The organism is Actinomyces sp. oral taxon 170 str. F0386 (assembly GCF_000195595.1).
Taxonomy (GTDB): domain Bacteria; phylum Actinomycetota; class Actinomycetes; order Actinomycetales; family Actinomycetaceae; genus Actinomyces.
Genome location: NZ_GL882538.1, coordinates 221468 through 247428 on the forward strand (window position 1 = coordinate 221468; position 25961 = coordinate 247428).

Annotated in this window: 26 protein-coding genes; 15 read left to right on the top strand and 11 right to left on the bottom strand. The window is 68.8% G+C overall.

Annotated features, from left to right (window positions below; genetic code table 11):
* Positions 1 to 16 precede the first annotated feature (16 nt).
* Both HMPREF9056_RS06375 and HMPREF9056_RS13640 read left to right on the top strand, forming a co-directional pair.
* Complete coding sequence (locus HMPREF9056_RS06375; protein WP_009403871.1) at positions 17 to 772, top strand: TIGR00730 family Rossman fold protein; 756 nt, start codon at positions 17 to 19, stop codon at positions 770 to 772.
* Between the two features lie 105 nt (positions 773 to 877).
* Positions 878 to 1045, top strand: a complete 168-nt coding sequence (locus HMPREF9056_RS13640) for a DUF3117 domain-containing protein (RefSeq protein ID WP_003782053.1) — start codon at positions 878 to 880, stop codon at positions 1043 to 1045.
* 148 nt (positions 1046 to 1193) lie between these two features.
* Here HMPREF9056_RS13640 and HMPREF9056_RS06380 read toward each other — a convergent pair whose 3' ends face one another.
* The gene (locus tag HMPREF9056_RS06380) at positions 1194 to 1829 is read right to left on the bottom strand and encodes an O-methyltransferase (protein WP_009403872.1); all 636 of its coding nucleotides are present in this window, start codon (positions 1827 to 1829) and stop codon (positions 1194 to 1196) included.
* A gap of 159 nt (positions 1830 to 1988) precedes the next feature.
* On the opposite strand from HMPREF9056_RS06380, the gene HMPREF9056_RS06385 reads away from it, so the two are divergent.
* On the top strand, positions 1989 to 2918 hold the full coding sequence (locus tag HMPREF9056_RS06385; RefSeq protein ID WP_034514046.1) for a twin-arginine translocase TatA/TatE family subunit: 930 nt from the start codon (positions 1989 to 1991) through the stop codon (positions 2916 to 2918).
* Positions 2919 to 3020: 102 nt separating this feature from the next.
* Here the strand turns inward: HMPREF9056_RS06385 and HMPREF9056_RS06390 are convergent, their stop codons facing one another.
* The 3 genes from HMPREF9056_RS06390 to HMPREF9056_RS06400 form a co-directional block, all read right to left on the bottom strand.
* On the bottom strand, positions 3021 to 4163 hold the full coding sequence (locus HMPREF9056_RS06390) for an Mrp/NBP35 family ATP-binding protein (protein WP_009403875.1): 1143 nt from the start codon (positions 4161 to 4163) through the stop codon (positions 3021 to 3023).
* A 71-nt stretch (positions 4164 to 4234) separates the two neighbouring features.
* Positions 4235 to 4807, bottom strand: a complete 573-nt coding sequence (locus tag HMPREF9056_RS06395; RefSeq protein ID WP_009403876.1) for a DUF1003 domain-containing protein — start codon at positions 4805 to 4807, stop codon at positions 4235 to 4237.
* Positions 4800 to 6092 (bottom strand): CBS domain-containing protein, encoded by a 1293-nt coding sequence (locus tag HMPREF9056_RS06400; protein ID WP_009403877.1) that lies wholly within the window; start codon positions 6090 to 6092, stop codon positions 4800 to 4802. Before HMPREF9056_RS06400 ends, HMPREF9056_RS06395 begins: the two co-directional genes overlap by 8 nt.
* Positions 6093 to 6172: 80 nt before the next feature.
* Here HMPREF9056_RS06400 and HMPREF9056_RS06405 point away from each other — a divergent pair, with 80 nt between their 5' ends.
* The gene (locus HMPREF9056_RS06405; protein ID WP_034514048.1) at positions 6173 to 6991 is read left to right on the top strand and encodes a general stress protein; all 819 of its coding nucleotides are present in this window, start codon (positions 6173 to 6175) and stop codon (positions 6989 to 6991) included.
* A gap of 29 nt (positions 6992 to 7020) precedes the next feature.
* Positions 7021 to 7869 (top strand): sugar phosphate isomerase/epimerase, encoded by an 849-nt coding sequence (locus tag HMPREF9056_RS06410; RefSeq protein ID WP_009403879.1) that lies wholly within the window; start codon positions 7021 to 7023, stop codon positions 7867 to 7869.
* A 28-nt stretch (positions 7870 to 7897) separates the two neighbouring features.
* Here HMPREF9056_RS06410 and HMPREF9056_RS06415 read toward each other — a convergent pair whose 3' ends face one another.
* From HMPREF9056_RS06415 to HMPREF9056_RS06430, 4 genes are all read right to left on the bottom strand, one after another.
* Positions 7898 to 8863, bottom strand: coding sequence for a cation diffusion facilitator family transporter (locus tag HMPREF9056_RS06415; RefSeq protein WP_009403881.1), 966 nt, complete (start codon positions 8861 to 8863; stop codon positions 7898 to 7900).
* Complete coding sequence (locus HMPREF9056_RS06420) at positions 8860 to 9231, bottom strand: helix-turn-helix transcriptional regulator (RefSeq protein WP_009403889.1); 372 nt, start codon at positions 9229 to 9231, stop codon at positions 8860 to 8862. The genes HMPREF9056_RS06415 and HMPREF9056_RS06420 overlap by 4 nt, the downstream gene beginning before the upstream one ends.
* A gap of 169 nt (positions 9232 to 9400) precedes the next feature.
* Entirely contained in the window at positions 9401 to 11029 is a 1629-nt protein-coding gene (locus HMPREF9056_RS06425) for an aminopeptidase P family protein (RefSeq protein WP_009403895.1), read from the bottom strand.
* A gap of 69 nt (positions 11030 to 11098) precedes the next feature.
* Complete coding sequence (locus HMPREF9056_RS06430) at positions 11099 to 12208, bottom strand: Gfo/Idh/MocA family protein (protein ID WP_009403896.1); 1110 nt, start codon at positions 12206 to 12208, stop codon at positions 11099 to 11101.
* Between the two features lie 36 nt (positions 12209 to 12244).
* Here HMPREF9056_RS06430 and HMPREF9056_RS06435 point away from each other — a divergent pair, with 36 nt between their 5' ends.
* On the top strand, positions 12245 to 13090 hold the full coding sequence (locus HMPREF9056_RS06435; RefSeq protein ID WP_009403898.1) for a PHP domain-containing protein: 846 nt from the start codon (positions 12245 to 12247) through the stop codon (positions 13088 to 13090).
* Between the two features lie 44 nt (positions 13091 to 13134).
* Positions 13135 to 13761, top strand: coding sequence for a MarC family protein (locus HMPREF9056_RS06440; protein WP_009403899.1), 627 nt, complete (start codon positions 13135 to 13137; stop codon positions 13759 to 13761).
* A 62-nt stretch (positions 13762 to 13823) separates the two neighbouring features.
* On the opposite strand, the gene HMPREF9056_RS06445 is transcribed toward HMPREF9056_RS06440, so the two are convergent.
* Entirely contained in the window at positions 13824 to 15497 is a 1674-nt protein-coding gene (locus tag HMPREF9056_RS06445; RefSeq protein WP_009403900.1) for a DEAD/DEAH box helicase, read from the bottom strand.
* A 268-nt stretch (positions 15498 to 15765) separates the two neighbouring features.
* On the opposite strand from HMPREF9056_RS06445, the gene HMPREF9056_RS06450 reads away from it, so the two are divergent.
* The 3 genes from HMPREF9056_RS06450 to HMPREF9056_RS06460 all read left to right on the top strand — a co-directional run bounded on the left by HMPREF9056_RS06450 (position 15766) and on the right by HMPREF9056_RS06460 (position 18452).
* Positions 15766 to 16443: a ferritin-like fold-containing protein gene (locus tag HMPREF9056_RS06450; protein WP_009403902.1), complete on the top strand. Its 678-nt coding sequence runs from the start codon at positions 15766 to 15768 to the stop codon at positions 16441 to 16443.
* A gap of 152 nt (positions 16444 to 16595) precedes the next feature.
* Positions 16596 to 17237, top strand: a complete 642-nt coding sequence (locus tag HMPREF9056_RS14890) for a hypothetical protein (protein ID WP_009403903.1) — start codon at positions 16596 to 16598, stop codon at positions 17235 to 17237.
* Between the two features lie 39 nt (positions 17238 to 17276).
* Positions 17277 to 18452, top strand: a complete 1176-nt coding sequence (locus HMPREF9056_RS06460; protein ID WP_009403904.1) for a hypothetical protein — start codon at positions 17277 to 17279, stop codon at positions 18450 to 18452.
* Positions 18453 to 18526: 74 nt separating this feature from the next.
* Here HMPREF9056_RS06460 and HMPREF9056_RS06465 read toward each other — a convergent pair whose 3' ends face one another.
* Positions 18527 to 18715, bottom strand: a complete 189-nt coding sequence (locus HMPREF9056_RS06465) for a CsbD family protein (RefSeq protein ID WP_009403905.1) — start codon at positions 18713 to 18715, stop codon at positions 18527 to 18529.
* Between the two features lie 262 nt (positions 18716 to 18977).
* Between HMPREF9056_RS06465 and HMPREF9056_RS06470 the strand changes: the two genes are divergently transcribed.
* Together HMPREF9056_RS06470 and HMPREF9056_RS06475 are read left to right on the top strand one after the other, a co-directional pair.
* Positions 18978 to 20426 (top strand): cytosine permease, encoded by a 1449-nt coding sequence (locus tag HMPREF9056_RS06470; RefSeq protein ID WP_009403906.1) that lies wholly within the window; start codon positions 18978 to 18980, stop codon positions 20424 to 20426.
* Between the two features lie 86 nt (positions 20427 to 20512).
* A complete protein-coding gene (locus HMPREF9056_RS06475; protein ID WP_253269956.1) occupies positions 20513 to 21307 on the top strand; it encodes a purine-nucleoside phosphorylase in 795 nt (264 codons plus the stop codon).
* 36 nt (positions 21308 to 21343) lie between these two features.
* Here HMPREF9056_RS06475 and HMPREF9056_RS06480 read toward each other — a convergent pair whose 3' ends face one another.
* Positions 21344 to 21724, bottom strand: coding sequence for a nuclear transport factor 2 family protein (locus HMPREF9056_RS06480; RefSeq protein ID WP_009403909.1), 381 nt, complete (start codon positions 21722 to 21724; stop codon positions 21344 to 21346).
* Positions 21725 to 21808: 84 nt separating this feature from the next.
* On the opposite strand from HMPREF9056_RS06480, the gene HMPREF9056_RS06485 reads away from it, so the two are divergent.
* The 3 genes from HMPREF9056_RS06485 (at position 21809) to HMPREF9056_RS06495 (ending at position 25954) form a co-directional block, all read left to right on the top strand.
* A complete protein-coding gene (locus HMPREF9056_RS06485; RefSeq protein ID WP_034514055.1) occupies positions 21809 to 22402 on the top strand; it encodes a TetR/AcrR family transcriptional regulator in 594 nt (197 codons plus the stop codon).
* Positions 22403 to 22499: 97 nt separating this feature from the next.
* Entirely contained in the window at positions 22500 to 23936 is a 1437-nt protein-coding gene (fumC, locus tag HMPREF9056_RS06490; protein ID WP_009403911.1) for a class II fumarate hydratase, read from the top strand.
* A 236-nt stretch (positions 23937 to 24172) separates the two neighbouring features.
* Entirely contained in the window at positions 24173 to 25954 is a 1782-nt protein-coding gene (locus tag HMPREF9056_RS06495) for a carboxylesterase family protein (protein ID WP_009403912.1), read from the top strand.
* Positions 25955 to 25961 lie beyond the last annotated feature (7 nt).

Consider the following 25961-nt stretch of genomic DNA (forward strand, 5'->3'; position numbering starts at 1 on the left):
GAGGAATCATGACCACATGAGTACACGCGAGTCCTACCGCAAGGGGCCAGTGGTGCTGCGCGGCACCCAGATCCCCTCCCAGACCACCGACGCGCGCCTGCTGAGCAGCGCCGCCGACGCCGACTGGCTGCACTCCGACCCGTGGCGGGTCATGCGCATCCAGGCAGAGTTCGTCGAGGGCTTCGGGGCCCTGGCCGAGCTGGGCCCTGCCATCAGCGTCTTCGGCTCGGCCCGCACCAGGCCCGAGGATCCCACCTACCAGGTGGCTGCGGAGATCGGAGCCGGGTTGGCTCGCGCCGGCTACGCCGTCATCACCGGAGGCGGGCCGGGCATGATGGAGGCCGCCAACCGCGGGTGCCACGAGGCCGGTGGCACCTCGGTGGGGCTCGGCATCGAGCTGCCCCACGAGCAGGGCATGAACGACTACGTCGACCTCGGGGTCAACTTCCGCTACTTCTTCGCCCGCAAGACCATGTTCGTCAAGTACTCCGACGGATTCGTCGTCATGCCCGGCGGCATGGGAACCCTCGATGAGCTCTTCGAGGCCCTCACCCTGGTCCAGACCCAGAAGATCTCCTCCTTCCCCATCGCTCTGGTGGACAGCGGCTACTGGGGCGGGCTCCTGGAGTGGGTGCGCACCGCCATGATCGAGCGCGGAATGATCTCGCCGGCCGATCCCGACCTGCTTCATGTCGTCGATGACGCCGGGGAGGCGGTGGACTACGTGGTCGGTGCCGCCCGTCGGCTGCGCAACGGCCAGGGCGGGGCGTGAGTTGTGTTATCGCGGACGCATCCTCGAACGTTGCACCTTGAATGTCGTAGAATATGACAGGTCGCGCGGCGATGTGCCCGCGCAGCACTGACGAAAGGTGAGCACATGGCTGCCATGAAGCCCCGGACCGGAGACGGCCCTCTCGAAGTCGTCAAGGAAGGCCGCGCCATCATCATGCGGGTTCCGCTTGAAGGCGGCGGTCGACTCGTCCTCGAGATCACGGCCGACGAGGTCAAGGAGCTTGGAGAGGCCCTGGCCAACGCCAAGATCTGATCGATCCGGGCGGCCTGGGTACTGCCGGTCCCACGCGGTCCTCGGCGTCGAGGAATCGGTGACCGGGTCATCCAGCCTATGAGGAGAGGGCCGGACCCACGCGGGTCCGGCCCTCTTCCTGTGTCCAGCCTTTCCTGGTGGCGTGCTATCAGGTCTGGCGTACGGAGACGAGCAGGCCGTCTCCGACGGGCAGCAGTGTTGTCAGCAGCGCCCGTGAGGCGCGCAGCGCCTTGCCGAGCTCACGGGCTGCCACGGTGGTGACGTCGCGGCGGGCCGGGTCGGCCACGTGGTCGTTCCACAGGGCCCGGGTGACGGCCAGGACCCCGCCGCGACGCAGCATCCGCAGCGCGTTGGAGGCCAGGAGGATCGCCTCCTCCGGGGCGACGTCGAGCACCACCATGTCGTAGGAGCGGGCCGCCATCCGGGGCATGACGTCCGAGGCGCGTCCCTGGATGATGCGGGTGCGTGAGGAGGGGTAACCGGCCCCGTCGAAGGCGCGACGGGCCTCGCGCTGGAGCTCGGGCTCGACGTCGATCGTGGTGAGGACCCCGTCGGAGCCCATGCCGCCCAGCAGCCACAGGCCCGAGACGCCGGTGCCGGTGCCGACCTCGGCCACGGACTTTGCGCCTACCGAGGCGGCCAGCATCCGCAGCGCCGCACCCGTTCCGGAGGAGACCGGGGTGATGCCGAGCTCGAGCCCGCGTATACGGGCCTGGGCGGTGGCCTCGTCCTCCGCGGTGAAGTCCTCCGTGTAGGACCAGCTCAGCGTCTTGTCCGCACTCACTGTGAGCCTTTCTCCTGCTTCGGGGTGCCAGGTGCGACCCCTCAAATCACATTGTTCCAGGTGTTCGGCCGGATAGGGGGAAGGGCGGGTACCCGGGTGAGTCCGCCGGTAGGCGAACCGATGCGGGCCCGGCCTGGGAGGACTCCCTATACTGGCGGCGTGTTCGGCATTTCTGGATCTGAGTTCCTCGTCATCGTCCTGGTGGCGGTGATCGTGGTGGGGCCGCAGCGCTTGCCCGAGTACACCCGCAAGCTCACGCAGATGGTGCGTCAGCTCAGGGTGTTCCTGGACAACGCGCGCAGTCAGATCGCCGAGGAGGTCGGCCCCGAGATGGCGGACCTGGACCTGTCCAGCCTCGACCCGCGCCAGTACGACCCGCGCAAGATCGTGCGCGACGCCCTGGGGGAGGATATCGACGCCATCCGCGAGGACCTCGCCCACCCCTTCAGGTCCGTCGGCTCGGCCGCGAAGGAGGTCTCCGACGACGCCGCCCAGGCCGTCAACGACGTCGTCACGCAGGACCGGGCCAAGTCGCTGAGCAAGCAGATCGAGGCCAAGCGGGCCGAGCAGCTTGTCGAGAAGGACGGCGCGAGCAGCGCTGCTGACGATGCTGAGAAGAGCGCTGGGAGCAACAGCCAGGAGAATGCCACACAGCCGCAGACCGGCGCAGATGTCCCTCCCGAGTCTCAGGACGTGCTGGAGGCCGTCCGGGGCGCAGATGCGGCCGAGGCTGTTGAGAGTACGGGGGACACCGAGAAGCCTGAGACCTCTGCCGTGCCGCAGGGTGTGCTTCAGACGGCGGGCGGTACTGAGTCCGATGATGAGCCCGAGCCGGCTGAGTCGACTGATCAGGTCGAGTACGAGGCAGTCGAGTCCGAGCCGCCGGAGCCCGGTACGGAGCCGGCGGAGGTCCCGGCGAGCCTGGTCGAACCGGGGAGTGCCTCCGGTGAGCACCAGAGGGACGCCTCAGCGACGGCTGATGACTCCGGCACCCGAGTGCGTCCTCTGTCTCCGCGTGACATCGTGCGCGCCGCCAACGCCGCCGCCCGCACTCGTGCCGAGGTCGCGCGCGTCGCCGTCGATTTCTGACCTCATCGAGCCAGGTGCTTCTCGCGTAGCCGGGCAGAAAAACCGTCGGCTTAGGCGAACAATGCCCAGCTCGACGAGAGATGGCGAGAGCGAGGACGCAGATCAGGCCGGGGTGACTCCCAGGCTCTTGCCGGCCAGGCCGCGAGCACGGTGGGTCAGACGCTGAGCGACGGCGGACAGCTCCAAAGCTGCGGGGGCGTCGGCGACGGGCTTGCCCTCGTCGGCCACGGTGGCCGGGTGACCGGTGTCGGAGCCCTCGCGCAGACGGATGTCCAACGGTAGCTGGGCCAGCAGCGGCACTTCGTAGCCGAGAGTCTCGCTCAGGGAGGTGCTGACGATCGTGCCCCCGCCGGATCCGAAGATCTCCAGGCGCGAGCCGTCGGGCTGGGGCATGTAGGACATGTTCTCGATGACGCCCACCACCTTCTGGTGGGTCTGTGCGGCGATGAGCCCCGTTCGCTCGGCCACCTCGGCGGCGGCCGTCTGCGGAGTGGTGACCACGAGGATCTCGGCGTTCGGCAGCAGCTGTGCCACCGAGATGGTCACGTCGCCGGTTCCGGGCGGCAGGTCCAGCAGGAGGACGTCCAGGTCACCCCAGAAGACGTCGGAGAGGAACTGCTGGACGGCTCGGTGCAGCATGGGGCCGCGCCAGACGACCGGCTGCTTGTCCTCGACGAACATGCCGATCGAGATGACCTTCACCCCGTGGGCCACGGGTGGCACGATCATGCCGTCGAGCTGGGTGGGCACCCGGTCCACCCCGAGCATGCGGGGGATGGAGAAACCGTAGATGTCGGCGTCGACGACGCCCACGTTCAGTCCCTGGGCGGCCATGGCGGCGGCCAGGTTCGCGGTCACCGAGGACTTGCCGACCCCGCCCTTGCCGGAGGTGACGGCGTAGACCCGGGTGAGGTTGCCCGGCTGGGTGAAAGGCACCACCGGCTCGGCGGCTCCTCCGCGCAGCCGGCGGCGCAGCTCGGCCTTCTGCTCGTCGTTCATGACGCCCAGGCTCACCCGCACATCGGTGACGCCCTCGACGGAACCGACCTCGCGCCGGGTATCGGCAGTGATCGTGTCCTTCAGGGGGCATCCGGCTACGGTCAGGAGCACCTCGACGCTGACGACGCCGTCCTCGGCGATGTCAACGGAGGAGACCATTCCCAGGTCGGTGACGGGGCGGCGCAGCTCGGGGTCGATGACCCGATCCAGCGCCTCCATGACGGCGTCATGAGTCGGTAGCGGCATGTCCCCATCCTAGGGGCGGCGCTTGGCGCCTCAACAGGTGGCACGTCCCACGTGGGAAGGTCAGCCTGTACTCAGTGCGTCGCGCGCTGGTCCGGCTGGTCGCCTGCATCGTCGTCGGCCCCCTCCTGGAACTCCGCGATCTCCTCGCGGGTGAGACGCTCCTCGGCAAGGATCTCGCCGAGCATGTCGCGAAGTTCGCTGCGCACGAAGTCGCGGGTGGCGACGTCATTCATGGCCAGGCGCAGAGCAGCGATCTCCCGGGTGAGGAACTCGGTGTCCTCCAGGTTGCGCTGGGCACGCTGGCGGTCCTGCTCGGCGGTGACCCGGTCGCGGTCGTCCTGACGGTTCTGCGCCAGCATGATGAGGGGGGCCGAGTAGGAGGCCTGGGTGGAGAAGGCCAGGTTGAGCAGGATGAAGGGGTAGGGATCCCACGCCCGTTGCATCCTGGCCAGGACGAGGTTCGCTACGATCCACACGATGACGAAGATCGACATGTAGAGCACGAACTTGGGTGAGCCCATGAAGCGGGCGGTCGCCTCGGCGAAGCGACCGAACCCGTCCGAGCGGGAGGCGTGTGCCGGATGGGTCCTGCGCAGCCACCGCAAACGGTTGTCGGGCAAGGGCTGGTCGAGCTGGTCAGGCATTGGCGCCCCTCTCGATCGTCTCGTCGGTGACGGCCTCGTCGGCCACGCGCCAGTCGTCGGGCATGAGGTGGTCCAGGACGTCGTCGACGCTGACGGCGCCCAGCAGGCGCCCGGCATCGTCGAGGACCGGCAGGGCGGTCAGGTTGTAGGTGGCCAGCAGGCGGGTGACGGTACCGATGGAGTCCTCGGCGCGCACCGAGTCGATGTCGGTGTCCACGATCGAGCCGACCAGGCGCTGGGGGCGCTCGCGCAGGGCCCGCTGGAAGTGGACCATGCCCACGAACTTGCCGGTGGGCGACTCCAGGGGAGGTCGGCACACGAAGCCGACGGCGGCCAGGGCCGGGGGGATCTCGGCCTTGCGCGACTGGGCCAGGAAGGTCGCCACCGTGGCCTCGGGGGGCAGGATGATCGGCTCGGTGGTCATGAGGCCGCCGGCGGTGTAGTCGTCATAGGCCATGAGACGGCGCACGTCCTCGGCCTCCCCGGGCTCCATGAGGCCCAGGAGCTCTGCGGCCTTGAGCTGAGGGAGGTCGGCGACCAGATCGGCGGCGTCGTCGGGCTGCATCGCGTCCAGGACATCGGCGGCGCGTCCGGCCTCCAGACGGGACAGGAGTGCGACGGCGTCCTCGTTGCCGAGCTCCTCGAGGACGTCGGCCAGGCGCTCGTCGGTCAGCTCGGCGGCCACGCGCATCTGGCTGTCCTGGGGCAGGTCGCGCATGACGTCGGCCAGGTCGGCGGCCTTGAGGTCCTCCAGGGTGGCCAGCAGCGCGGTGGCGCCCTGCTGGTCGGCGCTGGCGGCCAGCCCGGCGACCTCATCGGGGCGCACTGTGAAGGTCTCGCCGCGACGCAGGCCCAGCGGCCCGGTGGAGGCGCGCTGGACGAACAGCCGGGTCACCTTCCAGTCCATGCCGCGGTCACGCTCGATGGCGACGTCTCGCACGGTGACGGTCCCGGAGCCGTCACGCATCGTGACGACCCGGTCCAGCAGCTCACCGACGACGAGGGTCTCCACGTGGCGCTGGGTGAAGCGGCGGATGTTCATCAGACCCGTGGTGATGACGGCTCCGGGCTCGATCGCGGTGATCCGGGACAGAGGCAGGAAGACGCGGCGCCGGCTGGAGACCTCGATGACGAACCCGACGGCTCGCGGCTCGCCACGCATCTGCAGCAGGACGACGACGTCATGAACCTTGCCCACCGCGTCGCCCAGGGGGTCGAAGACGGAGGTGCCGATGAGGCGGGCCACGAAGACCCTGCTGGTCGTGCGCGTCCTGGTGTTCTCCACAAGCCAAGCCTATGCGCCTGAGGCGTGAATGCCTGCCGATGGGTCTGTACCGCGTGCCCGCGCGTGCGACGATAGCCCCCATGAGTGCCAATCCGAGCCCGCTGTCCTCCCTGACCTCGCCCGGCGGTGGTGTCATGCCACAGGGGGAGGAGGTGGCCTCCTTTGCGACCTACCCCGAGGCGCAGAGGGCCGTCGACGCCCTGTCGGACCAGGGTTTTCCGGTTCAGCACCTGGCGATCATCGGTACGGACCTGCGTCAGGTCGAGCGCATCACCGGGCGTATGAGCTGGGGGCGCGCGGCGATGTCGGGCGCGATGAGCGGTCTGTGGATCGGGGTGTTCTTCGGTCTCATCATGTCGGTGGCCGGCAGCAGCGGGCCCCGGCTCAACTTCTGGGCCTGCGTCCTGCTGGGGGTGCTGTGGGGCATCGTCTTCCAGCTCTTCAGCTACGCCCTGACGCGCGGGCGGCGCGACTTCACCTCGATCAGCCAGGTCGTGGCCTCGCGCTACTCGATCATCGCCGCCCGTGAGGCCCGTGAGGCGACCCAGGCGCTGGCCGACGTCCCGGGCAACCTCTCGCGCGGAGGAGAGGCGCTGCGCCGCTCCCAGGAACGTCGTCGGGCTCGGGAGGAGGCCTCCGGACCGACGGCCTTCGGCTCCCGCCCCGACGAGCAACCCCGCTTCGGGGTGCGCTTGCCGCAGCCCGGGAGCAGCGTCTCCGACTCGGCTCCCGGCATCACCCCCGGTGGCGTCTTGGGGCCGGAGTCCCGCACTCCCTCCGTCCCCGACGACTACGACCCGTTCCGGCGTCCCCCGCGTCGAGACGACCAGGGGGGCTCTGGCGGCTCGCCGTCGTCGCAGGGCCCCGCCGACGAGGCCGGCTCCAGCAACGATGACTGACGGGCACTGAGGGACGAGGGATTTCAGCAATGAGTATTCCGGTGGGGCTGTCGACTGCCTGCGTGGTTCCCGGCAGCGTTCCCGATACCTTCGCGATCGCCCAGGAGCTGGGTTACGACGGCGTCGAGATCATGGTCTGGAGCGAGAAGGCGTCCCAGGACGCCACCCGCCTGGCGTCCCTGGTGGAGAAGTTCGACCAGCCGGTGCTGGCGGTCCACGCCCCCACGCTGCTGGTGACCCGCGGAGTCTTCGGAGTGGACCCCTGGGACAAGGTGGACCGCTCCATCGAGCTGGCCCACTACCTCGAGGCTCCCACCGTGGTGCTGCACCCGCCCTTCTTCTGGCAGACCCGCTACGCGCGCTCCTTCATCGCCGGGGTCGCGCAGCGCGAGGCCACCACGGGCATCCACCTGGCGGTGGAGAACATGTTCACCTGGCGGCCTCGCCACGCCCACTCCACACGTGACTTCCAGGCCTACTCGCCCACCTGGGACCCGGTGGGGCAGGGCTACAAGTCGGTGACGCTGGACATCTCCCACGCCGCCACCTCAGGCTCCGACGCCCTGGCCATGGCCCGCTCCCTGGGGCCGACCCTGCGCCATCTCCACCTGACCGACGGCGTGCCCGGGCCCCTGGACGATCACCTGCTCCCCGGGCAGGGCAACCAGGACTGCGCCGGGGTCCTCAAGCACTTGGTCGCCACCGGCTTCGAGGCCGGCGGGGGACAGGTGGTCGTCGAGGTGACCACTCGGTCCATGACGGCCGCCCAGCGCCTCGAGGGGCTCGCCAGCGCGCTCGCCTTCGCCCGGGAGCACCTCGAGGGCGGGGAGCCGGCGCACATCCCCGAGCCGACCCGTAAGCGCTACCGTCGCGGCTGAGCCCTTGGCGAGCGGGCGCTCGCGGTTCTCAGCAGTGTGCGGGCTCGTGGTCGAGGTGTGAGACGGGCTCGATCTGGAGGGTCGCGTGCTGGATCCTGACTGGGAAGTGCTCGGCCACGCAGCCCTGCAGCCGGTCGAGGATCTCCTCGGTGTGGCCGTCGCGCAGGCACTCGTCGCGGACGACGACGTGCGCGGTCAGCACCGGCATCCCAGAGGCGACCGTCCAGGCGTGCAGGTCGTGGACCTCCTCGACGTGGTCGACCCCGAGCATGTGGGTGCGCACCTGTGCCAGATCCAGCTCCTTGGGAGTGAAGCCCATGAGGACGTGGCCCGCGGAGCGCAGCAGGGAGGCGGCCCGCGGCAGGATGAGCGCGGCGATGACGAGGGAGACCGCCGCGTCCGCACGGGTCCAGCCGGTGTATGCCACGATGACTGCGGCGATGATGACGCCGACAGATCCCAGGGCGTCGTTGAGGACCTCCAGGAAGGCTGCGCGCATGTTGAGGTTGTCGCCGTGCCCGCCGGCCAGTACCAGTAGCGCGATGACGTTGGCGACCAGCCCGATGACACCCATGACGAGCATGCCGGAGGCCTCGACCTGCGGGGGCTCTACGAGATTGTGGACCGCCTTGAAGGCCACGAGGACGCCGACGACGGCGAGCATGCCCGCCTGGAGTGCCGCCCCGATGACCTCGGCCCGGCGCATGCCCCAGGTGGAGCGGTCCGTGGCCGGCCGCGTGGACAGGTGCGCGGCCGTCAGCGCCATGACCAGGCCGGCGACGTCGGTGAGCATGTGCCCGGCGTCGGCCAGCAGTGCCAGTGAACCCGTCAGCAGCGCCGTGACGATCTCGGCCACCAGGACGGTGGCCGACAGGCACAGGGCGACCAGGAGCCGACCGCGCGAGGTACCGGCGCCGTGGCCGTGCGTGTGCCCGTGGGAGTGCTCGGAGGCGGGTGAGTGATCGTGGTGCGTGTGGCTGCGGGGGGTGCTCACGGCTGCTCCTTGTCCCGGCTCGAGGCATCGGCGGAGATGATGGCGGCCAGGGACTCGGCCGCGGCCAGGACCTGCTCGATGGCCTCGGGGTTCTCGATCCGGCTGACGTTGGCCCGCCCGTGGGAGTGGCTGGATATGAGACCGGCGCTGCGCAGGATCGCCAGGTGCTGGGAGACGGTCGACTGGGCCAGGCCCAGGTGCTCGGTCAGCTCCACCACCCGGTGCTCGCCGCCGTGGAGGTGGCGCAGGATCGCCAGGCGGGTGGCGTCCCCCAGGACATCGAGCAGGGAGGCCACGGTGGAGGCCTCGTGCACGGCGCCATGGTCCTGCGAGCGGTCCTCGGGGAGCAGCCCATGTTTCATCGTCATATGACGATGCTATCTATGGATAACGATGACGTGCAAGGGTTATTGACCGACCTCGAACTGGTTTCACACCGCCCACCCTGTCTCCTGACACATGACGGTGCGGGCCGGCTGCCGCAGTGGCAACCGGCCCGCACCGGGCTCGTGGCCGGGGAAGCGACCAAAGAAGCAGTCAGGCGATGAGACTGCTCACCCAGGCCTCGACCTCCTCCACAGTGCGGGGGACGTCCTGGGTGAGACGCTCCACGCCGCCGTCCTCGCGCACGATCACGTCGTCCTCGATGCGCACACCGGTGCCCCGCATCTCGGCGGGCACCAGCAGGTCGTCCTGGCGGAAGTACAGTCCCGGCTCGATGGTGAAGCACATGCCCGGCTCGAGCTCGGCGTCCATGTACATCTCGCGGCGCGCCTGGGCGCAGTCGTGCACGTCCAGACCCAGGTGGTGGCTCGTCCCGTGCACCATCCAGCGCCGGTGGTACTGGCCCTCGGGGGCGAGTGAGTCGGCGGCGCTCACTCCCTCGGGCAGCATCCCCCACTCCTCCAGCCGGGCGGCGATCACCTCCATGGCGGCGGCGTGAACGTCCTTGAAACGGCAGCCGGGCGTGCCCGCCCGGGCGAAGGCGGCGTCGGCGGCGTCGAGAACCGCCTGGTAGATCCGGCGCTGCGCCTCGGTGAAGCGGCCGTCGACCGGGATCGTGCGGGTGACGTCGGCGGTGTAGAGGGAGTCGACCTCGACGCCGGCGTCCACCAGGACCAGCTGGCCGGGCTCGACGGCGCCGTCGTTGTTGATCCAGTGCAACGTGTTGGCGTGATCGCCGGCCGCGGCGATCGTGTCGTAGCCCAGGCCGTTGCCCTCCTCGCGAGCCTTGGCCCCGAAGGCCCCCTCCAGGACCCGCTCGCCGCGCCAGTGGCCACGGGCCCTCGGGATGGAGCGGATGAGGTCGTCGAAGCCGGCCTTGGTGGCAGCGACGGCGGCGCGCAGCTGGTCGATCTCCCAGGGGTCCTTGATCAGGCGCAGCTCGCTGGCGGCCTCGGTCAGGCCGGCGTCGACCTCGGCAGCGGCCTGACCAGTCTCAAGCCCGACCTGCCGGCGGGTGGTGGTCACCAGGGCGGTCACGGACTCGTCGGCCTCCGCGACGACGCGCAGGTGGACCGCTCCGGGCCCCGCGTCCTTGGCCAGGGCGTCAGGCAGGGAGTCGATGTGGGCGCAGCGCATGCCGGTGGCCGACTCGACCTCCTCCAGGGAGGGACGTACTCCCACCCACAGCTCGCCGTAGCGAGGGTCGCCGTAGAACTCTCGGCTGGAGCGTGAGGCCCGAGGGCGGAAATAGAGGACCGCCTCGTGTGTCGGGGCGGCACCACCCACGTCATCGGCGTTGTCCGGGGAGTCCGCGTCCTGGGCCGGCGAGGTGAGTGGGTCCAGGACGAGCACGGCGTCGGGCTCGAAGTCCGTGCCGGTCCCGGCCAGGTGGGCGAAGGCGCTGTGCGGTCGGAAGCGATAGTCGCAGTCGTTGTTGCGCACCTTGAGCGTGCCTGCGGGCAGCACCAGGCGCTCGCCGGGGAAGAGTCGCCCGAGGGCCTCGCGGCGGGCGGCCGCCCACGGAGCCGCCTCGCTGCGGGAGGGCAGTCCCTCGGGGCGAGGGCCCCAGCCCGAGCCGATGAAGTCTCTGAAGGCCTGGTTGTCGGGCTGTCGGGACCGGTTGGAGCCGCGCGCCGCCAGGGACTGGGGAACCTCACTCGAGGAGGTGGACGAGGAGGTGTCGTCGGACCGGTTGTCGTCTGCTGGGGAGATCGATGTCATAGGAGGCATCATCCCACCGTCGACCCCCTGCTGGTGTGGAGAAGAGAACGTCAAGACCACCGACGTGGATCAGCCCTGCTCGTCGGCCGGGAAGCGCACTCCCACCTGACGGCGGGCCTCCTCCAGTGCGGCGATCGCCGCCACCGAGCTGCTCAGTGGGTGAAGGTCGGACTCGCGTGCTCCGGCGCGCACCAGACGGCAGACCTCGGCCAGCTCGTAGGCGAGCTGGCGGCCGGGCTGCTGCGCCTTGCGCTCCACTGACAGGTCCTCATGAGCCTGCGCGTCCTCGCCCGCGCTCCTGTCTGCCGTCGGCCCGTGCAACTCGATGCACTCGGGCCACTGGCAGTCGTCGATGCTCAGCACGTCATGCTCCGCAGCGAAGGTCGACTCCGTCCCCGGGGAGGTCTTGGAGTGCAGGCAGACGACCTCCAATCCGGCATGCTCACCGGAGTCGTAGGACAGGATCACCGTCCCCCTCACGTCAGCACCGGAGTCGAGCAGCTCCCCCGTGGCCGTCACCCGGTCCGGCTCTCCGAACAGGTGGATCGCCAGACTTACGGGGTAGATCCCCAGGTCCATGAGGGAGCCGCCGCCCAGCGCAGGATCGAAGGCCGGTGGCAGCTGGCCGGCCCGATAGGCCTTCATCCGAGAGGAGAACTGCTCCTTGGACAGCACCACCCGATGCAGCCGGCCCAGTCGCGGCAGGGCCTCGCGCAGCCGAGCCACGCCCGGCTCGAAGGCGGAGAGCCACCCCTCCATGAGGAAACGGTCGGCCCGCCCGGCTGCGTCCACCATGGCGTGGGCCTGGCCAGCCGTCAGCGCGAAGGGCTTCTCCACCAGAACATGGAGACCGCCCTCCAGCGCCGTGATCGCATGCTCTGCGTGTAGGGAGTTGGGAGAGCCCACGTAGACGACGTCGATCGGGGCCTCGGAGTCCGGGCCGTGGGCCGCGAGCATCTCCTCGAGCGATGCGCAGGCATGTGGGACTCCGTACTCCTCGGCGAAGGCGGTAGCGCGCTCACGGCGGGCGGAGGTGACGGCCACGATCTGGGCGGCCGGCTCGCGGGAGACGGCCTCGGCGAACCATCGGGCGATGAATCCGGCCCCGATCACCCCGAAACGGACCGGGTGGTCGCCGAGGCTGGACGTGGTATCTGTCGTTCGGCTCAGGTCGCTCATGTCGTCCAGTTTTCCATGCCTCCCTACACTGTCCCAGTGCGCATCGACCCCCACACCCACTCGGCCTGCTCCGACGGCACTGACTCACCCGCCGAGCTCATGGCCCGGGCGGCCGGGTCCGGCCTCGACGTCGTCGGGCTGACCGACCACGACACCATGGCCGGCTGGGACGAGGCCGCCTCCGCCGTGCCGGTCACCGGCGTGACCCTCCTGCGCGGAACCGAGATCTCCTGCGCCGCAGACGGCATCACCCTTCACCTGCTGTCCTACCTGCACCGGGGGGACGACCAGGCCCTGAGCGAGGCCTTCGCTCATGCCCGCACCTCACGGGACACCCGTGCCCAGCGGATGGTCGAGCGCCTCAGCGAGGACTACCCGATCACCTGGGAGGACGTCATCGTCCAGTCCTCCGGCGCCCACACGATCGGCCGACCCCACATCGCCGACGCCCTCGTCGCGGCCGGGTCCTTCCCCGATCGTGATGCCGCCTTCGCCGGGCCACTCGCCACCGGTTCCCCCTACTACGTCATCCACTGGGCACTGGACCCGGTCGAGGCCTGTCGCCTGGTGCGCGCTGCCGGCGGGGTCCCTGTGGCTGCCCACCCACGCGCCTCGTCCCGCCAGCGCCGTCTTGTGCCTGATGCGGTCTTCGCCGAGATGGCCGAGGCCGGACTGGCCGCCCTGGAGATGAACCATCGAGACCAGACTCCCGAGCAGCGCGAGCAGGTTCGTGTCCTGGCTCGGCGCCTGGGGCTGGGGCTGTCAGGGGCCTCGGACTACCACGGCGCCGGCAAGCCCAACCGTTTGGGGGAGAACCTCATGCCGCCCGAGCTCCTGGAACGGATCGTCGACGAGGGCGTCCTCGACCTTGTCACTCCCTGAACCACGTTCTGACTCCCGCCGATCGCCGGTGATAGAAAGCCACCATGCAGTCCGTCTTCGAACCAGCGGTCTTCGCCACGACCTTCATGACGCTCCTGGTCATCCAGGACCCTCTGGGAGCCATCCCGATCTTCCTGTCCCTGACCTCGCGGCAGAGCCCCGCCGAGCGCGCCGTCTCCGCGCGTCAGGCCACATTCGTCTCCTTCGGCGTCATCCTGGTGTTCGCGGTCTTCGGCCGCTACATCCTCAAGTTCCTGGGCATCTCAGTGCCCGCCCTCCAGGTGGCCGGCGGGCTGCTCCTACTGCTGGTAGCGCTCGAGCTGCTGACTGACAAGGCCGATGAGAGCCCCGATCCTGATGCCGTCACCTCCAACGCCGCCCTCGTCCCCCTGGGCACACCCCTGTTAGCAGGTCCAGGAGCGATCGTTGCGGCCATGGTCGCGGTGGACACCACCGGCGGCGGCGTGGCCGGATGGGTCTCCGTGACGGCGGCGATCGTCGGCACACACATCGCCATCTGGGTAGCCCTGCGCTTCTCCCTGGGCCTCAACCGGGTGCTGGGCACCTCCGGCATCCGGATCCTCACCAGGGTCATGGGACTGCTGCTGGCGGCGATCGCCGTCCAGATCATGGCCGACGGCGTCTTCGCCTTCCTGGCGACCCGCCTCTAACCCGGGCTGTCTGAGCCGGCCGGGCTCTCGTAGGACTCTCCGTCGCCGTGCGACAGTCCGGCCTACTCGCCGGCGGACCCGTCGGTGGCCCCGCCAATGGGGCGGCCCCCGCGAGTGCGCTTGCGGGTGCGCTTGCGCCGAGGCTTCGCCTCTCCCTCGGCCGAGCGCCGGGAGCGCGAGCGCTCACCGCGCTTGGTGTCCCTGCCGCCGCGACCCCGGCCGCGGTCTGCGCGCCCGCCCTGCCGGCCGGACTGCTTGTGCCCGCGTCTGCCGGTCTCGCCCAGGTCCTCGATCTCCTCGGCGTCCAGGCCCTCCAGGGTGCGCTTGTGACGGGGGAGGCGACCGGTGACCTTCTCGGGAATCGACAGGTCGGAGAAGAGGTGCTCGCTGGTGTGGTACGTCTCCACGGGCTCCTCGATGGGCAGGCCGAGAGCCTTGGCGATGATCCGCCAACGCGGCACGTCGTCCCAGTCGACGAAGGTGACCGCCGTGCCGGAGTTGCCGGCTCGGCCGGTGCGCCCGATGCGGTGGACGTAGATCTTCTCGTCCTCAGGGCACTGGTAGTTGATGACGTGGGTGACGTCGTCGACGTCGATGCCGCGGGCGGCCACGTCGGTGGCCACGAGCACGTCCACCTTGTCGTTGCGGAAGGCGCGCAGCGCCTGCTCCCGGGCCCCCTGACCGAGGTCCCCGTGGAGCGCGGCGGTGGCGAAGCCGCGTGCGCGCAGGTCGTCGGCCACCCGGGCCGCCGTGCGCTTGGTACGCGCGAAGATGATCGTGCGTCCGCGCCCCTCGGCCTGCAGGATCCGAGCGACGACCTCCACCTTGTTCATGGAGTGGGTGCGGTAGACGACCTGCTGAACGGTCTGGACGGTCATGCCCTCATCACCCGGGTCCTGGGCGCGGATGTGGGTCGGACGAGTCATGTAACGGCGCGCCAGGGTCACCACGGCACCGGGCATCGTGGCGCTGAACAGCATCGTGTGCCGATCGGCTCGGGTGCGGGCCAGGATCTTCTCCACGTCCGGCAGGAAGCCCAGGTCCAGCATCTCATCGGCCTCGTCCAGGACGACGGTGGTGACGTGGGTCAGGTCCAGGACACCACGGTCCATGAGGTCGATGAGACGGCCCGGCGTTCCCACGACCACCTCGGCGCCCCGCTCGAGATCCTCGATCTGTGGCTCGTAGGCGCGTCCGCCGTAGACCTGGACGATGCGCACGGTGCGCTTGGCGGCGGCGGTGGACAGCTCCTCGGCGACCTGCTTGGCGAGCTCGCGGGTGGGCAGGATGACCAGGCCCTGGGGGCTGCCGGAGGCGGGGTCCTCGTCCCAACCCTCCTCCCCGGGGCCCAGGGTGTCCATGAGCAGAGGGATGCCGAAGCCCAGGGTCTTGCCGGTACCGGTCTTGGCCTGCCCGATGATGTCCTGCCCCTCGAGGGCCACCGGCAGGGTGAGCGCCTGGATGGGGAAGGGATGGGTGATGCCCTTGGCGGCCAGGGCCTCGCAGATCTCCGGTTCGACGCCGAAGTCGGCGAAGGTCTTCCGCGTCAGGTCGGTCTGGTCGCCCTCGTCGGTGATGTCGGGAGTGGCCTCGTCCAGGACGGGGGCGTGGGCGCCGGCCGTCTCGATGATCCCGGAGGCGAAGGCGGGAGTGCCGGTGCCTGAGGTGATGGTCTGCTCGTCTGTGGAGTTGTGGCTGGGCTCGACGGCGTCGGCCCCGTGCTGCTCGTTGCTCACGAGGTTCCTTAAGTCTTCTGATCAGGTTGTTCCGGTCCGGCGTATCCGTCGCTCGCGCGTACAGCTCTAGGGCGCGCTGCGTGGGTGTTGGCGCCGTCGGGGTGGCAGCCGATCGCGAGTCATATCTGAGTCCATCTGACGACCGGGCAACCGTGGACGCCGTCAGCGTAGCGGGAAAACCTCATGATGGCCTCCCTTGGTGAGGAAACGTGCCGCGGGCGTGGCTGATGTCACGGCGTCGCTTCGCGCATGGCGCGATCTGGATACGATGGGGCCCATGACTCAGATGTCGACGCCGTCACCGCAGCCCAGCGCCTCCTCGCCGATGCAGGTCGGTCCGCACGAGTTGTCCGTCGTCGGCGTCGTCGCCATCTCCCGGACGGCCGCCTGCACGCGCTACGCCAAGGACGCCGACCGCGCCCCGCAGATGAGTGCCCGCATCGACCTGCTGCGCATGAGTGCCTGGGAGGTCTCTTCCTTCGACCGTGTCGTAGCCCTGGCCTCGGCTCACGGCATCGACGCCGCCGGGGCGGCGGGGCGCTTCACGGACGTGCTCGGCGACTTCGACGAGCGCCTGCGCCCCCTGGACTGGGCGGAGCGGCTGGTCAAGACCTACATCGCCTTCGGGCTGCTCATCGACTTCGGCATGGCGCTGAGTGACTCCCTGACCGAGCCTCTGCGCGGCGGGCTCATCGACGAGCTCGGCGAGGACCCGATCAGCTCCTACGCCGTTGCCGAGCTGGAGGCCGCTATCTCAGCCGACCCGCAGCTGGCCGCGCGGCTGGGGCTGTGGTGCAGGCGCGTCGTCGGCGAGGAGATCGGGACCTTCCAGAGGCTCCTCGGCCAGTTCCCCGAGCTACTGGGATCCATAGGCCCCGAGCAGCTTCACACGGTACTGTCCCAGGGGGCTGTCTCGCGGATGAAGGGGTTGGGCCTGCGGGTCTAGCGACTCACGTCCGAGGTGTGAGGTGGCCAACAGTGGGAGTGGTGCCCGTGTCGGCAACGTGACAGAACCGGGGCTTTACCGGGTAGGGTGTGAGTATCCAAGCCCCATGACCCGCCTCGAGAACCGCAGTTCTCGGCGCTGAAGGAGTTCCCATGAAGCGAAGCGTGTGGATGGCTGCGTCTGCGGCCGTTGCCCTGTCCGCTGTGCCGGTCGGTGCGGCTGCTGCCGAGTCGGATCCCGCCCCGGCTGCCGAGCAGGCGGCGCAGGTCGACTCTCCCGCGAAGCCCGAGCCCAACGAGCCCAAGACGCCTGCCCCCGCCGTCCCCGATCCCAATGGTGGCAAGCCCGCTCCCGCACCCGCTCCGGAGCCTGCGCCGGCTCCTGCCCCCGCGGATGACGCCGGCAAGGATGATCAGCAGGCGCAGAACGCCAACAACGCTGCTGCGCAGCAGAACAAGCCGGAGGCTCCTGCCGAGCAGCCCGAGGACAACCAGGGCGCGGCCCCCTCCGGCTCCGAGGCCGCTCCTGAGCAGCAGGCTCCCCAGGGGGAGGCGGCGCCCGAGGAGTCCTCCGAGGGTGCTCCCGTGGCATCCGAGGAGGGGCCGGCCCAGGGCTCTGCCGATGCTGCTGCTCCGCGCGAGCAGGCCGCCGCTCCTCGTCAGGGGGGCTCCTCCAGCGCCAGCCGCCCCGCTCTCGCACAGACCGGTGCGGGGACGACCGCCGCCTGGATGGCTGCGGGTGCCGGTGCCGCGGGCGCTGCCATGCTCATGGCGCGCCGTCGGTTGGCGTACTGACGCATATCGGGTCCTTCACGTTGAGGAGAGGTCTCGCCCATGGATGACCGGATGCTCGACGGGGACAGGGTGCTGTGGTTCATCGGTGGCAGCCCTGAGCGTGCTCGGGAGGCCTTGGCCGCCGGTCATGCCTGGACGCCCGAGCAGCGTGCACAGCTCGAGCGGATCGCTTCGTCTGCCGCATACTCCCCCCAGTCCGCCGGGTACCCGTCTGTGCAGCAGCCTCCTGCACAGGAGCCCGTGCCCCCTTACGGGAGGTCTGGAGGCGTCTTCGCCTCCGATGGCGTGTACGGGGGCGGCTATGCCGACGGTTCCACCATGGACTATGGCGCCACGCAGCCGGCCGGCGTTGAGCAGCTCCAGCCGCAGGCGGTGACGCCGACGCAGCCTCAGCCGCAGGGTTTCCGGCTCCAGCCCTTGCCCGCCGTGACCGAGGTGCAGTCCAGTCAGGGAATCGCCCAGTACTCCGACTACTCCGACAGTACTCCCCGCCGTGGCTGGGTCCTGCCGGTCGTTGCGGTCGGAGTCCTCGTCATCGGGCTGGTAGGGGGTGCCCTGGGAGGACACTGGCTCTGGCCCGCCAAGGAGTCGGCGGCGCCAGCGCCCTCCGCTGCCACGAAGCCGGCGTTCCTGCGTGCCGGTAGCGGATCCTTCGTCTGCTCCTCCAGCGGCACCGGCGTCTCCTGCTGGGGTGCTGATGCCCAGGCCAACACCCAGGGGGCGCGTGTCTCGCCGACGGCGGTGCCCGGGCTTGAGAAGGTCAAGGTCTCCGCACTGAGCGTCGGCAAGGGCTTCGCCGTGGCCGTGGACGACTCGGGCACCGTCTACGCCTGGGGGGCCAACGAGGTCGGCCAGCTCGGCAAGAAGACCGATGAGGCGCTCGTCAACCAGGCCGTTGAGGTCGGTAAGCTGCCGGCTGTTCCCAGTGAGCTCGTCTCGGGTTATGAGCACACCTGCGCGCTGGCGCAGGGAACGGTCTGGTGCTTCGGTTCCAACCGCTACGGACAGGTCAACGGCGCCGTCTCGGACACCCCATCCGGGCTGGTGCAGGTGGACAAGATCGACGGAGCCACCCGGATCGGCACATCGGGCTATGACACCTGGGCCGCGGTTGACAAGGGCACCTGGGCCTGGGGGAACAACTCCTGGGGGCAGGCGGATCCCTCACAGAGCGTCGTCAACGTGGCGCCGACCCTCATTCCTGCGGAAAGCTGACGCCCGTATCGGCAACAGAGAAGCGCCCAGCCTCCTTCACGGGGCTGGGCGCTCGGTGTATTCCGCGATGGGCTCTACTTGTCGCCCTTGAGACGGTTGACCGCGCCCTGGATGGCGTCCTTGGCGTCCTCGGCGACCTCCTTGACCTTGCCCTCGGCCTGCTGGAGCTTGCCCTCGGTCTCGGTCTCCTTGTTACCGGTGACCTTGCCTGTGGCCTCCTTCGCCTTGCCGGCGATCCTGTCAAAGGTTCCGTTGTCGCTCATGTGAGAGCTCCTTCCCGTGGTGAGTCTCCATAGGGCGGAGACGTGCGGATGCCTCGACCATACATGCCGACATCTGAGATGACGCTCGATATACAGTGAAATTTTCTATAGAAATCGAGTGCGACATGCACTGTTTCCTATTTTTGGGGCGTGGGCTGCGCGTCTCGTCTCGTTGACGTCGTCCGTCGCGCCTGAGGACCCGTAGACTTCATGCACCTCTCATTCGAGAGTGTCCCGATACTGACACTGAGGTCGATTGCCCATGAGCAGTGCAGCTGCGGATGCGCCCTCCGCTACCCGCGTCGAGAATGCCGGTCTTGACGTCATCGCCGAGTCCGATCGTAAAGGCCGGCCGAGCGATCTCTTCATGCCTTGGTTCGCGGCCAACATCTCCGTCCTGGGGCTGTCCTGGGGCGCCTGGGTCCTCGGATTCGGACTGTCCTTCTGGCAGGCGGTCGTCGCGGGCAGCGTCGGTGTCATCGTCTCCTTCCTCCTGTGTGGTGTCGTGGCCGTCCTTGGTAAGCGAGGTAGCGCTCCCACGCTGGCACTGTCCCGAGCCGCCTTCGGCTACAACGGCAATCGCCTGTCCGCGGCCCTGTCCTGGATCCTCACGGTCGGCTGGGAAACCGTCCTGTGTGTCTCCGCCACCCTGGCCTCGGCAACAGTGCTCCAGGCCCTGGGGTGGCACAACCGGGTCGGCGCTCAGATTCTCGGCTTCCTGCTCACTGTCGGCCTGGCTGCCAGCGCCGGCATCCTCGGCTTCGAGGCGATCATGAAGGTTCAGACCTGGATCACCTGGGCTACCGGTATCCTCACAATCGTCTACCTTGTCCTCGTCGCTCCCAAGATCAGTATCGACAGGCTCCTGGCCCTGCCATCAGGCGGCCCCGCGGCCTTCATCGGAGCCCTGGTCATGGTGGCCACAGGCTTCGGCCTTGGCTGGGTGAACGCTGCTGCTGACTACTCCCGCTACCTGCCCCGCAAGGCCTCGACGGTCGGGGTCGTCGGCTGGACTACGCTGGGTTCGGCACTACCCTGCGTGGTGCTCGTCTTCTTCGGTATCCTCCTCGTTGGATCTGACGCCGACCTCGGCCAGGCCATCAACGCCGACCCCATCGGTGCCCTGACCACGATCCTGCCTACCTGGTTCCTCATCCCCTTCGCCATCGTCGCCATCCTGGGGTTGGCCGGCGGCATCATCATGGACCTGTACTCCTCAGGCCTGTCCCTCCTGGCCACCGGGCTGCCTGTGCGCCGGCATGTGGCGACCTCCATCGACGCCACCATCATGACCGTGGGCACTATTGCCGTCATCTTCGGTGCCGATGACTTCCTCGGCCCCTTCCAGGGGTTCCTCACCACCCTGGGAGTCGTCGTCGCCGCCTGGGCTGGCGTCATGGTCGCTGAGGTCATCCTGCGCACGCGTGACTACGACGAGGAGGCTCTCTTCACGTCCTACGGCGTCTATGGGTCGGTCAACTGGGAGGCCATCGCGCTGGTGACCATCGGCTCCGCCATCGGTTGGGGGCTGGTGGTCAACTCGGCCGCCTCCTGGTTGTCCTGGCAGGGCTACCTGCTCGGGCCCCTGGGTGGTCGCGGCGGGGCCTGGGCCGGAGCCAACCTCGGTGTGCTGGTCGCCCTGCTCGTCGGCCTGATCGGGCACCTCGCCCTTGGTCGAGGCCGGGTGGCCCGCCAGGAGTCCCGCTCGTGAAGGACGATACAGCCGGTTTCGCCCTCGGGCCCGAGCGCCTGGAGGCTCTAAGTGCGTCCGCTGGAGCGGAAGGTCTTGGTCAGGCTATGGAAGGCGCCCATCAGATTGCCCGACGCACCGGCGTGCCTTGCCATGACCTCCTGGTGGTCCTGGGGTCCGGCGCCGCTGATGCCTTGGCTGCTTGGGGTGAGCCGGCCGCGAGCCTGCCCCTGTCCGATCTGCCCGGTGTCCTGGTCCCGGTCGCGCCAGGACATGAGGACCGCCTCGACTCCTATGTTCTCGATCGAAGCGGCCGGGGGTATGACCCGCGGGGCGGGGGAGGAGTGCGCGTGCTTGTGGCCCGCGGACGGACCCACCTCTACGAGGGGCGCGGCCCCGGGTTGGTGGTCGCCCTGGCCCGTACCGCGGCCGCTGCCGGCGTACGCGGGGCCGTCCTGGTCAACGCCGGCGGCTGCCTGCGCAGCTGGCGGGTCGGCGAGGTCATGACGATCACCGACCATCTCAACCTCACCGGCTCCTCGCCCTTCGACGGTCCGGTCTTCACCGACGTTCGCAGCGTGTGGGATGACGAGCTCGCCGACATCCTGGGCGGTGTCACAGAAAGGTCAGGCGTCTATGCCGCTCTGCGCGGCCCGGAGTACCAGACCATGGCGGAGGCGCGGATGCTGGAGTCCGTCGGTGCCGACTGTGTGGGCATGTCCACCGTCCTGGAGGCTGTCGCCCTGCACCAGCTCGGTGTGCGCGTGGCTGGCATGAGCATCGTCTCCGACCTGTCCTTCGCGCAGGCACCCACCGACCCCGACGAGGTCGTCCGCCTCGCGGCTGCCGCGCACACGACGATCGCCGCCGGCATCGAGGCGGTGCTGGCGGCGATGTCCTGACTGCTCGACGTGAGTCGTGTCGGCGTCCCGTTCCGGTCAGTTCACGCCCATGAACATGTAGGCGCGTGTCACCTTGCCGTCGACGTCGCGGAAGACGGTGTCGATTCCGCGCCCGGCGACCTCGCCGCTCGGGGCGGTCATCGACCAGCGCAGCAATAGTGCGTCACCGGACTCCATGCGCTGGTCGTAGCTGAAGGTCAGGCCGTTGCCTGCAATGCGGTCGTTGTGGACGCGGTTGATGTGCTCGGCGATATCGGCTGTTCCTGTGAGGGTCAAGGCGGGTGAGGAGATGTGCAGCGACCCGTGCGGGGCCCACATCTGCTCGATGAGTGCAAGGCGCTTACCGGCGTCGGGCTCGGTCCAGGTGCTCAGGTAGGTCGCGTCGAAGCCGGCGCCGGTCCTGGTGGTGTCGGTCATGAGTCGTTCCTCTCGTAAGGTTAAGTTGACGATGTCAGCATAACTGGGAAGTTGACTTTGTCAACATGTAGGTAGGCTTGGATCGTGAGCCCTCGTGATCCAGGTCCGACGCGTGCCGCCATCCTCGACGCTGCTTCAACGCTGCTCGAGGACAGGGGGCCTGAGTCGGTGACGCTGCGTGCCGTTGGAGAGGCTGCCGGTGTATCCCGCTCGGCGCCCTATCGTCATTACGCGGATAAGGCCGCGCTCATGCGTGCCCTGGCGGGACGGACACTGCGGCAGATCGCAGCGCGGATTCGTCACGGTGCGGAGCGGCATCGGGATGCGTGGCAGCGGTTGCGTGCCGGCTGCTGGGCCTATATCGACTACGCAGTCGAGTGTCCCCACCACTACCAGCTGGTCTTCGGGGACGCTCCGATTGCCGAGGCGGATCCCGGTTTGGAGGAGGCTGCTGACGACGCCATGGCCGCCGTCGGCGAGCTCGTTGCTCAGGCTCAGGATGCTGGTTTGCTGCGCCCCGGCCCCACCCGTGAGATCGCCACCGTCGTCTGGGTCCTGCTTCATGGACTCTCTGCCCTGCAGATCACGGGTCATCTCCATGAGCCCAGGACCATCGATGGAGACGAGCACCTTGCGGACCTGCTCGACCTGGCTCTGGAACAGTTCCGGCCGTCATGAGCCACGACGACGATGCCGTCGGCCGGTAGCGATCTGAGACACGTCTGGGACGCCCGTCCTCGCACGGCAGGGACCATGAGCGCCTAACCTTGCACCTATGACAACTGATGCAAAGACGCCCAACCAGGCTGTCACAATCCGCACCGAATCCGACTCCATGGGCACCATCGAGGTGGACGCCAACCGCTACTGGGGGGCCCAGACCGAGCGGAGCCTGCACAACTTCGACATCGGCCGCGAGACCTTCGTGTGGGGCCGCCCCATGATCAAGGCCCTGGGAATCCTCAAGAAGTCCGCAGCCCTGGCCAACGCCGAGCTCGGCGAGCTGCCCACCGACATCGCCGACCTCATCGCCAAGGCCGGCGACGAGGTCATCGCCGGTGGCCTTGACGCCGAGTTCCCGCTCGTGGTCTTCCAGACCGGCTCGGGCACCCAGTCAAACATGAACTCCAACGAGGTCATCTCCAACCGCGCCATCGAGCTGGCCGGCGGCGAGCGCGGTTCCAAGACCCCGGTCCACCCCAACGACCACGTCAACCGCGGCCAGTCCTCCAATGACACCTTCCCCACGGCCATGCACATCGCCGTCGTCAACGAGCTGGCCGCCATGTACCCACGCGTCCAGCAGCTGCGTGACACCCTGGACGGCAAGGCCAAGGCCTACGCCGACGTCGTCATGGTGGGACGTACCCACCTGCAGGACGCCACTCCCATCACCCTGGGACAGGTCATCAGCGGCTGGGTCGCCCAGATCGACTTCGCCCTCGACGGTATCCGCTATGCCGACTCCCGCGCCCGAGAGCTCGCCATCGGCGGCACCGCCGTGGGCACCGGTCTCAACGCCCACCCGAGGTTCGGGGCCCTGTGCGCGGCCAAGATCAGCGAGGAGACCGGCATCGAGTTCACCCAGGCGGACAACCTCTTCGCGGCCCTGGGCGCCCACGACGCCCTGGTCCAGGTCTCCGGCGCCCTGCGGGTCCTGGCCGACGCCCTCATGAAGATTGCCAACGACGTGCGCTGGTACGCCTCCGGCCCCCGCAACGGCATCGGCGAGCTCATCATCCCGGAGAACGAGCCCGGCAGCTCGATCATGCCCGGCAAGGTCAACCCCACCCAGTGCGAGGCCATGACCATGGTGGCCACGAAGGTCTTCGGCAACGACGCCACCGTCGGCTTCGCCGGATCCCAGGGCAACTTCCAGCTCAACGTCTTCAAGCCGGTCATGGCCTGGTGCGTCCTGGAGTCCATCCAGCTCCTGGGTGATGCCTGCGTCTCCTTCGACACCAACTGCGCCTACGGCATCGAGCCCAACACCGAGCGGATCGAGGCCAACCTGGAGACCAACCTCATGCAGGTCACCGCCCTCAACCGCCACATCGGCTACGACAAGGCCTCCAAGATCGCCAAGAACGCGCACCACAAGGGCCTGTCCCTGCGCGAGTCCGCCCTCGAGCTCGGCTTCGTCACCGGCGAGGAGTTCGACAAGTGGGTCGTCCCCATGGACATGACCCATCCCAGCGCCGCTGAGGACTGAGCCTCAGTCCTGTCCGCCCGCTGACGACGGCGCTGCCGGCTTCCGTAAGAGGCCGACAGCGCCGTCCGTCGTACGAGTGAAACCGGTGCCTTCTCACGTTCATCATCAGCCAGGTGTCGACTCGCAGGAATGCCACAGGTGCGCCTTGGGGCCTGCCTGGCCTTACAGTGATGTGCTAGCCGCGTACGACAAGCCAAGAACGAGGCATGCGACTGACTGTGCCGGAGGGAACCGCTATGAACCTGCCACGACGCACCATTCTGACCGCCCTGCCCGCTACGGCGGGACTCTTGGGCCTAGGAGCCTGCTCCGCCGGAGGAGCCGCCTCACAGGCCTCCGCCACGACATCGTCGCAGGCCCCCACCGACCCTAAGCTGGCCCTGGATAACGCCGCCTGGCGCTACGACGCCACTGGTGATGTCTACTACCAGTTGGGTCTGAGCTACGCGGCCACGCCCCAGGCCTCCGACTACGAGACCCTGGGCATCTACGTGCCCGGCGCCTACCTCACCGGAACCGACAACGGCAACGGCACCTACACGGCCACCGTCAACGGCTCCGGCGCTGTCGGCAGCTTCACCGCCGTCACCGCGCCGACCGTCCTCCCGGTCAACACCCCGGGCTACTCCGCCCAGAAGCCGCCCACCGAGTACTCCTACGACATCATCAAGGCCTACATGGAGGCCGGCTTCATCTACATCCATGCGGGCCTTCGCGGCAAGGACTCCAACTCCCAGACCTACTCCGGCAACGCGCCCTGGGGCGTCACCGACCTCAAGGCCGCCGTGCGCTACCGGCGCTACAACGCCGCATCCGTCCCCGGCGACGCCGCCAAGGTCTACGTCTTCGGGCACAGCGGCGGAGGTGCCCAGAGCGCTGTCGCTGGTGCCTCGGGCGACAGCGGGCTGTTCGCCCCCTACCTGGCCGCCCTGGGCGCCGCCGCCACTGACACCAGCGGAAAGGCCCTGTCCGACGCCGTCGCCGGAGCCATGTGCTGGAGCCCCATCACCACCCTGGACAGCGCCAACGCCGCCTACGAGTGGAACATGGGGCAGTTCGCCTCCTCTGGCACCCGGGCCGAGGGGACTTGGACGAGGGCCTACTCCCAGGACCTCGCGGCGGCCTTCCCCGCCTACCTCAACGACCTGAAGCTGACCGACTCCAGCGGCAAGCCCCTGAGCCTGGAGAGCTCCTCGAAGGGCACCTACCTGGCCGGCTCCTACTACGACCACCTCGTGGCAGTCATCCAGAAGTCCCTCAACGACTTCCTGGCGGCCACCACCTTCCCCTACACGCCCTCGTCCACCGAGATGGCCGGCATGGGGCCTAGTGGCGGCGGGGCGCCCTCGGGCGGTGGTCCGGACGGTCAATCGAGTAGTGAGACCACCACCTACAACACGGTGGAGGAGTACATCGCCTCTCTCAACTCCTCCTCGCAGTGGGTCGCCTACGACGCCTCCACCAATACCGCGACGATCACCGGCCTCGAGGGCTTCGTCACCTCCCAGAAGAACGCCTCCAAGGACGTGGGGGCCTTCGACGGCGTCGACCGCGCCCAGACGGAGAATCTCGTCATGGGGACGGGGGAGAGCAAGCTGCACTTCTCCTCCTCGAGCCGCGAGGTCATCTCCAAGGGGCAGTCGAAGTACTCCGCCCTCAGCGGCTGGAGCGACGACTACGGCGTCGCCGCGTACGAGAAGGACCTTGCTACGAAGGACTCGGTCGGCACCGACATGGCCACGCGCGTGTCGATGTACGACCCCCTCTACTACCTCACCCAGGGATCCAAGGGGCGCGGTACATCGACCGTCGCCCCGGCCTGGCGCATCCGCACCGGCATCACCCAGGGCGATACCGCCTCCACCGTGGAGGTCAACCTCGCCCTGGCGCTCCAGCAGGCCGGGGCCGGTAGCGTCGACTTCGCCACCATCTGGGGCCAGGGTCACACAATGGCCGAGCTGACCGGCACCGGCGAGAAGAACTTCATCGCCTGGGTGACCCAGCAGGCGACTTCCTGAGTGCGGG

Bases quoted from the DNA above. Each gene is read 5' to 3' on its own strand.
- HMPREF9056_RS06375 (WP_009403871.1), top strand. From the start codon at position 17: ATGAGTACACGCGAGTCCTACCGCAAGGGGCCAGTGGTGCTGCGCGGC.
- HMPREF9056_RS13640 (WP_003782053.1), top strand. From the start codon at position 878: ATGGCTGCCATGAAGCCCCGGACCGGAGACGGCCCTCTCGAAGTCGTC.
- HMPREF9056_RS06390 (WP_009403875.1), bottom strand. From the start codon at position 4,163: ATGCCGCTACCGACTCATGACGCCGTCATGGAGGCGCTGGATCGGGTC.
- HMPREF9056_RS06395 (WP_009403876.1), bottom strand. From the start codon at position 4,807: ATGCCTGACCAGCTCGACCAGCCCTTGCCCGACAACCGTTTGCGGTGG.
- HMPREF9056_RS06405 (WP_034514048.1), top strand. From the start codon at position 6,173: ATGAGTGCCAATCCGAGCCCGCTGTCCTCCCTGACCTCGCCCGGCGGT.
- HMPREF9056_RS06410 (WP_009403879.1), top strand. From the start codon at position 7,021: ATGAGTATTCCGGTGGGGCTGTCGACTGCCTGCGTGGTTCCCGGCAGC.
- HMPREF9056_RS06420 (WP_009403889.1), bottom strand. From the start codon at position 9,231: ATGACGATGAAACATGGGCTGCTCCCCGAGGACCGCTCGCAGGACCAT.
- HMPREF9056_RS06425 (WP_009403895.1), bottom strand. From the start codon at position 11,029: ATGACATCGATCTCCCCAGCAGACGACAACCGGTCCGACGACACCTCC.
- HMPREF9056_RS06430 (WP_009403896.1), bottom strand. From the start codon at position 12,208: ATGAGCGACCTGAGCCGAACGACAGATACCACGTCCAGCCTCGGCGAC.
- HMPREF9056_RS06440 (WP_009403899.1), top strand. From the start codon at position 13,135: ATGCAGTCCGTCTTCGAACCAGCGGTCTTCGCCACGACCTTCATGACG.
- HMPREF9056_RS06450 (WP_009403902.1), top strand. From the start codon at position 15,766: ATGGGGCCCATGACTCAGATGTCGACGCCGTCACCGCAGCCCAGCGCC.
- HMPREF9056_RS14890 (WP_009403903.1), top strand. From the start codon at position 16,596: ATGAAGCGAAGCGTGTGGATGGCTGCGTCTGCGGCCGTTGCCCTGTCC.
- HMPREF9056_RS06460 (WP_009403904.1), top strand. From the start codon at position 17,277: ATGGATGACCGGATGCTCGACGGGGACAGGGTGCTGTGGTTCATCGGT.
- HMPREF9056_RS06465 (WP_009403905.1), bottom strand. From the start codon at position 18,715: ATGAGCGACAACGGAACCTTTGACAGGATCGCCGGCAAGGCGAAGGAG.
- HMPREF9056_RS06470 (WP_009403906.1), top strand. From the start codon at position 18,978: ATGAGCAGTGCAGCTGCGGATGCGCCCTCCGCTACCCGCGTCGAGAAT.
- HMPREF9056_RS06475 (WP_253269956.1), top strand. From the start codon at position 20,513: ATGGAAGGCGCCCATCAGATTGCCCGACGCACCGGCGTGCCTTGCCAT.
- HMPREF9056_RS06480 (WP_009403909.1), bottom strand. From the start codon at position 21,724: ATGACCGACACCACCAGGACCGGCGCCGGCTTCGACGCGACCTACCTG.
- fumC (WP_009403911.1), top strand. From the start codon at position 22,500: ATGACAACTGATGCAAAGACGCCCAACCAGGCTGTCACAATCCGCACC.
- HMPREF9056_RS06495 (WP_009403912.1), top strand. From the start codon at position 24,173: ATGAACCTGCCACGACGCACCATTCTGACCGCCCTGCCCGCTACGGCG.